Origin of the sequence: Psychrobacter sp. P11G3, assembly GCF_001435845.1 — a bacterium.
Classification (GTDB): Bacteria; Pseudomonadota; Gammaproteobacteria; order Pseudomonadales; family Moraxellaceae; genus Psychrobacter.
The window spans coordinates 217,559-230,988 of the sequence record NZ_CM003596.1 but is presented as its reverse complement, the minus strand read 5'-3'; the positions used below and the strand labels follow the sequence as shown (position 1 = coordinate 230,988).

Genomic DNA, 13,430 nt, shown 5'->3' with positions numbered 1-13,430 from the left:
ACAATGTTTTGTGATTAAACGTCTGCTTTATATTTGTTTATTATCGTATCTTTCAAGAAGTTTTTACAATTTAAGCTTTTTTGACCACAGAAGACTTAAGCTTCATTGGTCCGTAGCCATCAAGTTTACAGTCGATATCATGACCGTCAGTAGCATCTGGCAACAGACGTATGCTTTTCGCTTTCGTTCCTACTTTAATCACGATTGAAGAGCCTTTGACTTTTAGGTCTTTAATGACCGTCACCGCATCGCCGTCCTGTAGCTCATTGCCGACAGCATCACGTATGACTGCGTCTTGGTCTTCAGCTTGTGCTGCATCAGTCTCAGCCGCCGTCCATTCATGAGCACACATAGGACATACCAGTAACGCACCATCTTCATACGTATATTCAGCATCACATTTAGGGCAATTTGGTAAGCTCATTATTTCCTCGGCAGCCATCGTACATTAAGTTAATTGTAGAGCTGATATTGTACCGTAACTCACCATCTTTAACCAATTGGTACGCTTGAAAATCAAACGCTATGCCCAATTTAACACTTAACTCATCGCTTACTGATGACGTTTTTTATGATAGGGTTTTTTGTGGTACTCTTCTTAGCCTCATTTAGATTTATGTGCACAAATACTGTCAATGATAAAAGCGCTCATATAATTTTTTATCACTTCGATTTCATCTATATTATTACTAAGTAAGCTCTCATCAGAAGGATAATAACAATGACTCAGTCTCCAGACACATCAGCACTGCCGCAGTTTTCACAATTGACTATTCAAGGCGAAGACGCCGAAAAATTCTTTCAAGGACAATTGACCTGTGATGTTACCAAACTTGGGCTTAGCTATCAGGCAGCCGCCATCGGTAACTTAAAAGGCCGTATTGAATTTGGTATTTGGATTAAGAAACAAGCCGAAAAGCAGTATGATGTAGTCATAAGTAGCGACTGCGCTGAGTCATTGCAAGCACACCTTAAGAAATATGGTGCATTTTCAAAGTTTGAGACCAGTGCACCAGTCGCTATTTATCCTTGTGTCCTTGATAATGTACCAACTTTTAGCCATAAAGATGACCATGATACGACTGAGGATACACAAGCTTGGATGCAATGCAGTATTGCCACTGGTAACTATTGGATCGTAGCCGCCACTCAAGGCGAGTTCCAACCGCAAGAGCTGCGTCTGCATCAGCGCGGCGGCATGGATTACGACAAAGGCTGCTATCTGGGTCAAGAAGTCATCGCTCGTATTTATTTTAAATCTGCACCCAAAGCATTTTTGCACTATGTACAAGGCACCGGTGAAGCACCAAGCGCAGGTGACAAACTTGATAAAATCCAAGTGGTCAATGCCATGAAAAATGACGAGGGTTTTATAGCTCTTGTCGTTGCTCGCCCTGAACAGTTAGTAGAAAGCGATTTGAGCATATTGGACTTGCCAGCTGCTCTACAGGTAGATGTTGCACGTCCAAAATAAAAGTAAATCGGATTAAGCAAGCGACGCAGCAAAGGTGATGGTAGATCAATACAGCGCTACCATCATGATTAACATGAGCATAGAGAATCCTATGACACATATTGCGGTACTCGGAGCAGGCGTGGTGGGCATCACCACCGCCTGGTATCTTCGTCAAGCAGGCTATGATGTGACTGTGATTGAGCGCGAATCAGCAGCAGGTATGCAAACCTCGTTCGCCAATGGTGGTCAAATATCTGTCTCACATGCCACGCCTTGGGCCAATCCTGCGACCCCGATGAAAGCACTCAAGTGGTTGTTTAAGGAGGATGCCCCGCTACTGTATCGTTTGCGGGCTGACAAAGCCCAACTCAAATGGGCCATGCAGTTTCTACAAGAATGCCGCGCCGATAGAGCCGATGCCAATCTCGTACAAATGGTACGTCTGGGTCTGTATTCTAGAGACGCTTTGCAGCAGCTGCGTGCAGATATTGGTATCGACTACGAGCAGCAAAAACGCGGTATCATGCATTTTTATACCAATCAGGCAGAGTTTGATGCTGCCATCGAACCAACCGAACGCATGCAAGCGCTTGGCTGTGAGCGCTACGTGATTGACATTAATAATGCTGTCAATTTAGAGCCAGCCCTTTACCCAATTGCTCATAAGCTGACTGGAGCAACCTATACCAGTCGTGATGAGTCTGGCAATGCACACCTGTTTACCCAACGTTTGGCGCAGCGCTGTATCGACGATGGCGTACAGTTTTTATATGATACCGAAATTTTAGCACTCAATACTGATACTGACTCTGCGCGTCCGCATGTACACAGTATTACTATCCGTCCAAAAGGCGAAAATGCGCAGACCTTCACGGCTGATAATCATGTGGTCGCGCTTGGCAGCTACAGCGTACCTCTGCTAAAACCTTTGGGGATACACGCGCCAATATTTCCGGCAAAAGGCTATTCGGCTACTTATACCGTCAACCCACGAGCGCCGCATTTAGCGCCTTTTGTTAGCTTGATTGATGATGAATTTAAGCTGGTCACCTCACGATTGGGTGATAAATTACGGGTGGCTGGCACCGCAGAATTTAATGGCTACAACCTAGACTTAAATGCCACGCGCTGTGAGGCCATCACTAGGCGTGTACAGCAATTATTTCCGAAAGGTATCATCGCAAACTCGGTGCAATATTGGACAGGACTGCGCCCGATGACCCCATCGAACGTGCCCCTTATTGGTCGCGCACACTGTGGTCAAGTCAAACATGGTAGTCATAATGCTTCAGCAACTTTTGACAATTTATGGCTCAATACAGGACATGGTACATTAGGGTGGACACACTCTTGCGGCTCTGCAAAAGCCCTTAGTTTGCTAATCCAAGGCGAAACCCCTAATGTCAATTTTGATTTCGTCGGTATGAGCGTTTAATCAGCTCAGTGATGTATTCGGATTGCAAAAAAAAGGCGCTCATTTTACGTGAACGCCTTTTTTATACTTTTACAAAGGTATGATTAACTTTATGCTAGTGAGCCTTCCGCTAAAGTCTCTGTAGCAGCAAATAAACCATCTACATCCATATCCAATGCTTCTAGTTGCACAGGCACACCATTAACGGCGGCATTACCACTCAACTGATCAATCAACGTCTCATCAGTCAAATCATTAACGCTAACCCCTGCATGCGCTTGCGCAATCTTTTGCTTAACCCCTTTGCGACCGTGACCAAAGCCGTGTGGAATACTGACCACTCCTGGCATCAGCTCATCCGTCACTTCTGCTGCAATGACCACGCTACTCACTCGAGAAGTTACTCTGACATCTTGACCGTCTACAATGCCATGTTGTGCTGCTGTTTGCGGATGCAACATCAATGTACAGCGAGATTTACCTTTTACCAATCGATGGCTATTGTGCAACCATGAATTGTTGCTACGTACATGACGACGACCGATTAGCAAAATCTCATTACTATTGTACTGCTGTACCATCTCTTTGACACGTGCCAAATCTGACTGATAAAAATCTACATGAAGATGAATTTGCTTATCGGCGTGTTTAATAGCCTCTGGCAACATACGATGTAGTGGACCCAAATCGATACCATGTGGGTTTTCGACCAGTGCTTCAAATGTCACCTCTTTATGAGGTCCATACTTAAGACCTTGCTCTAACAAGAACTTAGGACCAAAGGCTTTTGTCGCGGCACGTTCTTTTTGCGTTGCTTCTGGCGCATCTTTGTCTAAGCGATCTGCCAGTCCTAAATAAATCTCCCAATCATGCTTGGTATCGTCAGTTTTATCAAACAAAGCAGGCGAATATTTGGCGACATTGTGCACGGCAAAACCATTAAAAGTAATGTCATAGTGGTCGCGCTCTAATGGCGATACAGGCGGCAGAATAATATTGGCATGGCGGCTGGTCTCAGTCACAAAGTAATCAAGCGAAACCATAAACTCTAACTGAGATAGTGCTTCATCCAACTTTTCACCATTTGGCGTACTCAGAACCGGGTTGCCAGCGACCGTAACGAATCCTTTTAACTGGCCTTCCCCTTCGACCAACATCTCATCTGCCATCGCAACCACTGGATACTCACCATTAAAATCTGGCAAGTTACTGACGCGGCTGTGACGTTTACCCAAATAGCCTGGGCCTGAGCTGTTCACAACATCGACAGCAGGATTTGGGAACATGAGTCCGCCCACTTCATCTAAACGACCCGTGACGATATTGATGACCATAGATAGATATTGGCTGAGCAAACCAAACTCTTGCACTGAGATGCCCATACGGCCATAACAAACTGAGCTTTCCGCTTCACAAAACTCTTTAACGATACGTTTGATTTCGGCTGCGGTAATACCCGTGATATCTGCCACTGACTCAGGTGTGTATTGTTCAGCAAACAAAGCAAGTCGATCGATCTCAGGTGCCAAGGTAGCCACTCTAGTATCGAGCTTTGCATAGCCCTGCGTATAGATTTCATTCAACATAGCTAATAGCAGCAGTACGTCCGTCGCTGGACGAATAAAATGGTGCTCACTAGCGATGTCGGCAGTTTCGGTACGTCTTGGATCAACCACTACTACCTTGCCATCGCGCGCTTTGATATCTTTTAGCTTTTGGCGCATGTTGGGCGCAGTCATGATACTGCCGTTGGAAGCCAGTGGATTGCCACCGATGATCAGCATGTATTGCGTGTGATTGACGTCAGGAACTGGAATACGCAGCATGTGACCAAACAGATGCATGCTAATAATATGATGTGGCAGCTGGTCGATAGAAGTGGCAGAAAAACGACTGCGTGTCTTTAAACTGGTAAGCAGTTGTTTGATGGTCAACATACCGCCCATGTTATGTACGTTAGGATTACCTAGATAAACACCCAACGCATTTTGACCATACTTTTGCTGTATGGATTGAATACCTGCAGCAACTTTATCTAACGCTTCTGGCCAACTAATAGATTTCCAACCGTCTACCGTTCTCTCTACTGGCTGACGTAAACGGTCAGGATCTTCATGCAAATCTTGCAAAGCCGTGGCTTTCGGGCAAATATATCCTTGAGAAAAAGGGTCATTTTTATCGCCTTTAATCGATAATACTTTTTCGCCGTCGTGCTTTATTTCGACGCCGCACATTGCCTCGCACAATGTACAAGTTCTAAAATGCGTTTGCGCTTCGCCTAACGTTGGTGCAGCCGTGGTTGTGGCCATAGTCACTCTCCCTGTTGTGTTTTTTTGTTCTAGATTTCATGACAATAATTTTTGCTAATTATCATTACTGACTAGTATTGCTTCCGTGCAAAAAATTGGCGAACAGTGCATCAAAGCTGATACTCAAGGTGGCAATCGCTTGTTGTCTTGAGTAACGCTGCTGATGACAGCCCAATATCAACTCATGTACTTGTGCCGCCGCCATATCGACGCATAGATTGACAGCACTACGCTCGCAAGTACGATTGGATAACTGCAATCCCTGAATAAATATCTCTGTCCATTCTTCTTGTATTTCGGTAATCAGATTGCCCAGTCCATTATTCAATGATGACTGGTTTTCTATACTGTCACTAAATCTAGGACGGTCTTCGAGCAAATGCTGAAACAGCGCAATATTCTCAAATGCAGAATCAAAAATCATAATCAGGCATTGTCGACATTGCTGATTAAACTGATCTTTACTCAACACATCATAATCTTTGAGCATATTGACCCATGCCAGTCGCATCGGTGATAGATAATTGTCTTTTAGTTGGGCGCTCAGCTCATTTTGTAGCGCCTCTAGACTCTCAAAATGATTGTAAAAACTGGGCTGGGCGATACCTGCACCTTTGGCAACTTTATTCATGCTCATGCCCTGAGCACCTTCCAAACTATACAACCGCAAGGCACTTTTTAATAACGCACGCCGAGTCTTAGCTTTCGCCAGCTCACGTTTAGATTCTACTGGGCCTGTCAAATCTTGCGCTAATACATTCAATGCAGAAGTTTTCCTATTCAATAGATAATTATATCGACACACCAGTAATTTACCTTAGGTGATATTGTGCCAAAAAAATGTGATGATAATGGTCAATTGCCGATAGCGAATATCTTAGCTATAAGGTTATAGTCATTTAAACCATATGTCTATAGCCAAACCCATAGTCGAACTCATGCTTCACAAAATAACTATTTTTAGGCCACCATCATGACATCACCTGTATTCTCCCCTTTAGTGCTGCCTTGTGGCGCTACATTACCCAACCGCTTAGCAAAAGCTGCCATGGAAGAAAACATGGCTGATGTCGGTCAAGTCCCTGGCCCTACTCTGCTCCGTCTATACAAAAACTGGGCCGAAGGCGGGACAGGTCTGTTAATCACGGGAAACGTGATGGTCGATGGCCGCGCTATGACAGGGCCTGGTGGAGTCGTATTAGACAAACACAGTGAGATAGCGCCTTTTAGAGCGTGGGCAAATGCTGCCAAGCAAAACGATACCCATGTTTGGATGCAGCTCAACCATCCTGGCCGTCAAGTATATGCTGCCATGGGCGGCGATGTGCTATCACCTTCTGACGTGGCAATTGACTTGGGCAAGCACTCTCATTTATTTGGTAAACCGCGTGCGATGACGCAGCAAGATATTGAACAATTGATCCAACGGTTCGCCGATAGTGCACTAAAAGCAGAACAGGCTGGCTTCGATGGTGTACAAATTCATGCCGCCCACGGCTATCTAATTTCTCAATTTTTATCACCGCTTACCAATAAACGTAAAGATAAATACGGTGGTTCGGTTGAGAATCGTATGCGACTATTGATCGAAGTAGTCAAAGCCGTTCGTGCTAAAGTTGCGCCTACCTTCGCAGTCGCTGTTAAGATAAACTCGGCCGATTTCCAGCGCGGAGGATTTGATGCAGATGATGCTAAAGTGGTTATTTCAGCGATGAATGAATTGGCGGTAGATTTAGTTGAGCTATCAGGCGGCAGCTATGAAAGCCCAGCCATGCAAGGCAGCACAGCAGATGGTCGCACGTTGCAACGAGAAGCTTACTTTTTAGACTTCGCAAAAGAGATTGCTCAAATTGCTACCATGCCTATTATGACGACAGGTGGCGTTAGACGATTGGCTGTCGCAGAAGATGTACTGGCGCAAGGGGTTGATATGGTTGGTATGGGAACCGCATTAGCCATTAACCCCGCTCTACCGAATAACTGGAAAAGTGACAGTACGCTCAGTGCTCATAATCCTGTGGTACGCTGGAAAGATAAGACCTTAAGTGCGGTTGCTACAATGGCTGTCATCAAGCGACAATTACAGCGCATGGGGCAAGGAAAATCCCCCAAACCAAATGCGTCGCCAATTTTCTCCTTGATTTCTGATCGTATACGAATAAAGAAACTCACCAAACGCTATCATCAGTATTTGAATAAATATCCAACGAGATAGTTTTTAATCAATTTTAAAGATAATAAAAAAAGCAGCTACTCTATTTTTGAGTATCTGCTTTTTTATCTACATAAGTATTTTTGAATAAATAATATATTTTCTTAATATTCATATAAAAAACAAGTTCATAGAAAAAATTATTATCACGCACAATAGACGCAATTTACGTGGCACTACTACAACAGCCTTGTAGATAACACTTAGTAAACCCTCACTATAATTAAGTAACACTATAAACATAGCATATACAGACAGCTGAATTGAAAAGTCCTATATTTGATCTCACAAGATAATTGGAAAAAATCCTTTATTCTTGTGCAATACAATTAGAATAAAAATTAAATAGTAGTATCAGTAATAGATATCGTGAAATAAGAACCAAAATAGTTACTAAAAAATAAATCAAACACAATAAGTTCAATAAAAGGAAGAATACAATGAATGAACATACTCTAAAAGGCGAATGGAACCAAATGAAAGGTTCAGTTAAACAAAAATGGGCTGAGCTAACAGACGACGACCTTACCCATATCGAAGGTAGCCGTGACAAGCTAGTAGGCCGCGTACAAGAGCGCTATGGTCATGCCAAAGAAGACGCAGAGCGTGAAGTCGATGACTGGCGTGTAGAAAATAAGTACTAATATATTCATTGCATGCATACTTGCTGCATAATTACTGTACTAAATAAACTGAAAAACCGCATAGAAATATATGCGGTTTTTTTATGGCAGATTTATACTGTACAGATAAGCTGTTGGAGAAATAAATTACCATTCTCCAGACACGATAAAACCGCATAGCAATCAATTGTTATGCGGTTTTATTGTTAACTATCCATGTTACCTATCACGACTGCTTTTCATGCATCCTTGCACAAATATTCAGTATATTGTGATACTGGGCATCCTGCCCTTTTCAATACACTACAGCTTCAGTATTACTTGCTGCTATCAGCAAAGGGACTGTGTCCTTACTTCAATTGCTATTGTCATCCTGACGCTAGTTATCGAATCATTATCCTTAATGCGGTCAACTCAATCCTTGAGTCACATTCCCTAATGCCGTGTGACTATAATGCCTAACTCTCACTCGTATGTTAAGTCGCGTAAACGTCATTGCGTGTAAGCATATGCTTACACGCAATCTATTTTACTTACCACAATTATTACAACTTATTAACGCAAATGACACCTAGCGCAAAGTTTTGTACTCTATTATAGATAATGTAAGGAAATATTTCGGAAAATAAACTACTAAAAATACTTATTGATTACGAACTCATTCAACGCACAAAAATGTATTAAAAATCTTATAGTTATAGCAAATATAGATACTTCTAACATATATCGCCTACTTCATACCATTATAGGATACTGCCCCATGAAAACGATAAACTCCTTCTCTATTAAGGCAATTATGTCTACTAGTCTTGTCATTGCATTATTGGGTACGACAGTGGGTTGTACAGTTGTAGGCTCAGGATATGACAGTCAGCCTGTCTATCGTGGTGATAATAATAGCCAAAACAATGATTTTAATCGCGTAAGTCAGCAGCTTCGACAAGACTTGCGCCGCAAAGGCTATCAAGTTATAGATATCAGAGCTGATAGTTACCGTGGTGATCGAGCTCTTACGGCTTATGCTAAAAAGAACAACCAAGCCTACGAGCTAAAATATACTTACCCTGCCCTAAGACTCATCAGCTCAAGCAAAAAAGCATGGCCAGATAACTGGAATAATAATAAGTCGCACAAGGATAATGACCGCTATAAAGAAAACAAGCATCAAGATAATTATCAAAATGGTCAGCGCTATAAAAAAGCCGATGTCGAAGACGCTATTAAAAGAGAATCACGTTACCCAGCTATCAAACGCCGTGCTATCAACAAAGTAAGGGCTATGGGCTACCGTGTTGAAGATATCGATCTTGAAGAAAAAAATAAGCGCGGTGTCTTTGAGATTGAGGCCAAGCGAGGTTCACAGAAGTACGAAATATTATTAAGTTATCCAAATTTAGATGTGATCAAAGTCAGAAAAGATTGATTACTTGCAGCATTTTTAGCTAATTACCTCGGTACATTTAACTTTTACCCATATTGAGCAACGATATATTATTAGGAGATCATTATGAAGACTCTATCATTTGCAACATTAAAAACGGTAGCGACTGGCAGCATAGTCGCAGCTTTATTGGCAGTGACCACAGGCTGTGTGACTGCGCCGAATGGCTACAATGGCTATGACGACCTATACGAGCATACTCATAAGGACAATAAAGGCCATAAAAAACACAAAGACAAAAAGAACGATAAAAACAGCTATGTCTCCGTTGTCGAGCAACGAGCTGCTAGTAAAGTCCGTAGCATGGGATATCGTGTCAAAGACGTTAAGTATAAAAACGGTGATCGTAAGATTAAGATAAAGGCTGAACGTGGACGCGACGATTATAAAATCGAGCTAGGCTATCCAAGCTACAACGTGATTAAACTTAAAAAAGATTAATCAGTTGTTAGGGTCTGATATTCGCTGTTGATACTCAGTTGAAACAACAAAAACTCTATAACCAAATAAGTCATCAAATGATTTATTTGGTTTTTTTATGAGAATTCTTACACTCAAGAATCTGGTATTTTTCTATATAAAACTAAAAATCTAAAACTTCTATCACATCATAAGCTGGCGTTTCATAGGGATGCGCTTCTTTTAACGCAGTAATAGCAGCATCGATAAATACTTCATCCACTACCATTTCCACTCGCCACTCATCGACCGTTTCTAAACTATCCTGTATACCAATATGCGGCATACTGCCTGATAATGGCATAAACTGACCGGCTCCTCGTACCTGCCAACAACATTGCTCATAGTTTCCAATCTTCCCAGCGCCAGCAGTAAACAGAGCAGATTTCACTTGTTCTAACGCTGCATCAGGAATAAAAACGGTCAACTTATACATAGGTTTACCTCATAGAATGGTTTTTAGTCTCAATTTGCTAGTTCTTAGATAAAGAAGGGTGATCGGTCCATATATAACGTAGCAGCCAGTCTTTGGCATCACCTGCATAATCAATACCAATACGTGGGCGTAGTGATACAGGTGGTTGGCAACCATCCTCTTCTATCCAAACTTCTGATGTCGGCGAGATAGATTTGCCATATAAATCGCGATCAATCTGCAAGCGTTTGGTCAATTTGCCAGGGCCTGCGAACTGCTTAAGATGTGTAAACTGCTTATCTGGACTGAGTTGTTGCTCTTCAATCAGACGGTCACTATCATCGGCCAAAAACCCAGCGCGAATCAATACAGATTCAGGCGACTCTACAGAGCCGCTAATCAAATTTAGCATATGATGCACACCGTATGTCAAATAGACATAGAACACGCCACCTTGCTCATACATAATCTCTGTGCGCGACGTTCGAGTGCCTGCATGTGAATGGCAAGCGGGATCATCTTGACCAATATAGGCTTCGGTCTCAGAGATACGCATACGTAGCGTTTTTTGCTGTCCATCACTATCGGTTAGCTGTCGACATAATACTTTACCAATCAGGTCAGCAGCGACCACACAGGTCGGACGAGTGAACCAGTCAGGCTCTAAAACGGTTGATGAGGCAGTAGACATCAGCGAAACCTTTTCTTATTTTTATGGTTTAATCAATATGAGTAAGCACTAGTAAATTAGCATAAAAGTAAGATAAGGTATCGGGGACAGTGTTGGCGCTATGTTTGATTTTCTATACGAGCTAAACTACAAGCCTGTGCCTAAAGAGTAATACTGCTTGATAAATAGATAGGAATTGCAGTCTGTTATAAGTGGTTCCATTATGGTGGTTTGTTAATAGGTTTTAAGAGTGAGATAAATGGTTCTCTTATCGTATACGCTATAAAGATCTTCTAATTTAAATTATTTAAACTCACTAAAATTGGACTTAATAAGATATCTAATGACGAAAAACATTAAGATATTTCCCATAAATAACACAAGCATTAAGTAGGCATGACCAACATTTACCAGAAGTTGATTCTTACCTTTTGGTGTCTGATAAATAATTTCATCATCAACGCTAATACTTATCAGTTGCTTATAAGGGTTATGATACCAATATAATTTAGGGATTTTATACCAATGAACAGTAACTTCCTTACCTTGAATAAGAGTTATCTTTTCAAAAGGTATGCGACAACCGCCATTCCCATTAGGCATTCGCGCACCCAAATAACAATTAATAATCGTATCGCTTCCATTGCTATTTAGGTTTAGCCAATACTCATTACTATAAGTTTCTCTTAGTGTTAAAACGCCTTTACTGCTATAGATACTTGATTTATCAACCGGATATTCATCAGATTTTCTATCTACATCCATCACAATAAGCATGTAGATAGTGCCTACTACAACCATAAAGGTTAAAAAAATAATGTATAGCTTTCCAAGGGTAGATAAATCACGAAAATTTAAGTTCATTTACTGATTTTTCCAAGTAGCAGCTTGTTGAATGTATTGTTAATATGCCAGATTCCAGTGTGATTAGTTTACATAGACGTATTAAGTACAAGACATGTATAGCACGCTGACCATAGATATAATATGTATGCTAAGTATGCTATGAAGTACATTGCGACTATCTCAGAAAGTTAAAACGTTGATACCATTAGCTCACAGCCTTATGTTCAAGTCCTCACTAAGGAACCATCATAAATATAATGCCATAAAAAAACTGAGCACATGGCTCAGTTTTTTATTTTATGCTAAGTATCAGATACTTATTTTAATGGTACACCGATACGGTCAGCCACTTCTTCATAAGCTTCAATCACATCGCCTAATGATTGACGGAAACGGTCTTTATCAAGTTTCTTTTTAGTGTTCTTGTCCCAGATACGGCAGCCATCTGGTGAGAACTCGTCACCTAATACGATACGGTCATGGAATACGCCAAACTCTAGTTTGAAATCAACTAGGATTAAATCACCCGCATCAAACAATGCCTTTAGTACATCGTTGACTTGATAGGTGAGCTCTTCCATCTTAGCCAATTGCTCTTTGGTCGCCCAGCCAAGAGATACAGAAAGTGATTCGTTAACCATCGGATCACCTAGCGCATCATCTTTATAAAAAAGCTCATAAGTTGGCGGCGTCAACGCTTGACCTTCTTCTAAGCCTAAACGACGCACCAAACTACCAGCTGCAAAGTTACGCACCACGCACTCTACAGGAATCATGTCCAAGCGTTTAACCAACACTTCGTCATCAGACAATTGCTTCTCGAAATGTGTTTCGATACCAGCATCAGACAATTTTTGCATGATAAAAGCATTAAAGCGGTTATTAACCACACCTTTACGTGCTAATTGTTCGATACGCTTACCATCAAGCGCTGAGGTATCATCACGGAAGTGCAAAATCAGAAGATCATTATCTTCTGTTTCATAGACAGATTTGGCTTTACCTTTATACAGCAGTTGTTGCTTTTGCATTATGGGGGTTCCTGTTCGTTCAAGCTTATGTGGTAAAAACGCGCAGCTACCGCTGACTGATGTAAGATACATGGTTTGCGGCTATGATAAAAACGCAAAAGTCAGCGATATAGATAAGGGAATAAGTTTAGTTCGAAGTGTTACTAACAGCACGCTGAGGTTTTGGCAGCTGATACTGATTGCCTGACTCATTTTGTAGTTGGAGCGTGTTTGCCCCAGCATTAGGTGTTGAATACAAAGGTACAAAGGGTGCCGTTTCTTGTGCGGCAGGTAGCTCTATCGGTGCAAGCTTTTTGCTTTGCTGATAATCTAAGCTGCCGTTATCACGTTTACCAAGCAGGTTTTTGGTCGCTTGACAGCCGCCTAATACCAAAGTGCTACCCAAAACCAAGGTCAGCATTGCTGGAAATAATTTTTTCGTTGATGATGCTGTCTTTGATGTTACTGTCATCATGTTGTCTCTCTGAGTTAGCAGTTATTGCTCATGTAGGCGATTGACTTATCGTGATAAGTTGACTTGCTGCTAGCTCGAATGGCACTCATCTAATGTGCAG

Annotated in this window: 14 protein-coding genes; 6 read left to right on the top strand and 8 right to left on the bottom strand. The window is 41.8% G+C overall.

All coding sequences use genetic code 11. The features are described 5' to 3' along the window. Positions 1-70 precede the first annotated feature (70 nt). Positions 71-424 carry a zinc ribbon domain-containing protein YjdM gene (locus AK824_RS00955; protein WP_057758016.1) on the bottom strand — a complete coding sequence of 118 codons (354 nt, stop codon included), beginning with the start codon at positions 422-424 and terminating at the stop codon, positions 71-73. A gap of 297 nt (positions 425-721) precedes the next feature. Between AK824_RS00955 and AK824_RS00950 the strand changes: the two genes are divergently transcribed. Together AK824_RS00950 and AK824_RS00945 are read left to right on the top strand one after the other, a co-directional pair. Beyond that, positions 722-1,474 carry a CAF17-like 4Fe-4S cluster assembly/insertion protein YgfZ gene (locus AK824_RS00950; RefSeq protein WP_057758014.1) on the top strand — a complete coding sequence of 251 codons (753 nt, stop codon included), beginning with the start codon at positions 722-724 and terminating at the stop codon, positions 1,472-1,474. A 91-nt stretch (positions 1,475-1,565) separates the two neighbouring features. Next, on the top strand, positions 1,566-2,891 hold the full coding sequence (locus AK824_RS00945; RefSeq protein WP_057762281.1) for a D-amino acid dehydrogenase: 1,326 nt from the start codon (positions 1,566-1,568) through the stop codon (positions 2,889-2,891). A gap of 89 nt (positions 2,892-2,980) precedes the next feature. Here AK824_RS00945 and AK824_RS00940 read toward each other — a convergent pair whose 3' ends face one another. Together AK824_RS00940 and AK824_RS00935 are read right to left on the bottom strand one after the other, a co-directional pair. Beyond that, positions 2,981-5,179, bottom strand: coding sequence for a molybdopterin oxidoreductase family protein (locus AK824_RS00940; protein ID WP_057758012.1), 2,199 nt, complete (start codon positions 5,177-5,179; stop codon positions 2,981-2,983). A 64-nt stretch (positions 5,180-5,243) separates the two neighbouring features. Further along, positions 5,244-5,942 carry a TetR/AcrR family transcriptional regulator gene (locus AK824_RS00935; RefSeq protein WP_057758011.1) on the bottom strand — a complete coding sequence of 233 codons (699 nt, stop codon included), beginning with the start codon at positions 5,940-5,942 and terminating at the stop codon, positions 5,244-5,246. A gap of 210 nt (positions 5,943-6,152) precedes the next feature. Between AK824_RS00935 and AK824_RS00930 the strand changes: the two genes are divergently transcribed. The 4 genes from AK824_RS00930 (at position 6,153) to AK824_RS00915 (ending at position 9,896) form a co-directional block, all read left to right on the top strand. Beyond that, a complete protein-coding gene (locus AK824_RS00930) occupies positions 6,153-7,394 on the top strand; it encodes an NADH:flavin oxidoreductase/NADH oxidase family protein (RefSeq protein WP_057758008.1) in 1,242 nt (413 codons plus the stop codon). 437 nt (positions 7,395-7,831) lie between these two features. Beyond that, complete coding sequence (locus AK824_RS00925) at positions 7,832-8,035, top strand: CsbD family protein (RefSeq protein ID WP_057758006.1); 204 nt, start codon at positions 7,832-7,834, stop codon at positions 8,033-8,035. A 739-nt stretch (positions 8,036-8,774) separates the two neighbouring features. Then, positions 8,775-9,437, top strand: coding sequence for a hypothetical protein (locus AK824_RS00920; protein WP_057758004.1), 663 nt, complete (start codon positions 8,775-8,777; stop codon positions 9,435-9,437). 84 nt (positions 9,438-9,521) lie between these two features. Next, entirely contained in the window at positions 9,522-9,896 is a 375-nt protein-coding gene (locus tag AK824_RS00915; protein WP_057758003.1) for a hypothetical protein, read from the top strand. Between the two features lie 142 nt (positions 9,897-10,038). Here AK824_RS00915 and AK824_RS00910 read toward each other — a convergent pair whose 3' ends face one another. From AK824_RS00910 to AK824_RS00890, 5 genes are all read right to left on the bottom strand, one after another. Then, the gene (locus AK824_RS00910; RefSeq protein WP_057758001.1) at positions 10,039-10,350 is read right to left on the bottom strand and encodes a YqfO family protein; all 312 of its coding nucleotides are present in this window, start codon (positions 10,348-10,350) and stop codon (positions 10,039-10,041) included. A 37-nt stretch (positions 10,351-10,387) separates the two neighbouring features. Continuing rightward, positions 10,388-11,020, bottom strand: coding sequence for a DNA-3-methyladenine glycosylase (locus tag AK824_RS00905; RefSeq protein WP_057757999.1), 633 nt, complete (start codon positions 11,018-11,020; stop codon positions 10,388-10,390). Between the two features lie 282 nt (positions 11,021-11,302). Next, the gene (locus tag AK824_RS00900; RefSeq protein ID WP_057757997.1) at positions 11,303-11,863 is read right to left on the bottom strand and encodes a hypothetical protein; all 561 of its coding nucleotides are present in this window, start codon (positions 11,861-11,863) and stop codon (positions 11,303-11,305) included. Positions 11,864-12,162: 299 nt separating this feature from the next. Beyond that, positions 12,163-12,876 carry a phosphoribosylaminoimidazolesuccinocarboxamide synthase gene (gene purC / locus AK824_RS00895; protein WP_057757995.1) on the bottom strand — a complete coding sequence of 238 codons (714 nt, stop codon included), beginning with the start codon at positions 12,874-12,876 and terminating at the stop codon, positions 12,163-12,165. Positions 12,877-13,003: 127 nt separating this feature from the next. Further along, positions 13,004-13,330: a hypothetical protein gene (locus tag AK824_RS00890; protein ID WP_227511179.1), complete on the bottom strand. Its 327-nt coding sequence runs from the start codon at positions 13,328-13,330 to the stop codon at positions 13,004-13,006. Positions 13,331-13,430: the final 100 nt, after the last annotated feature.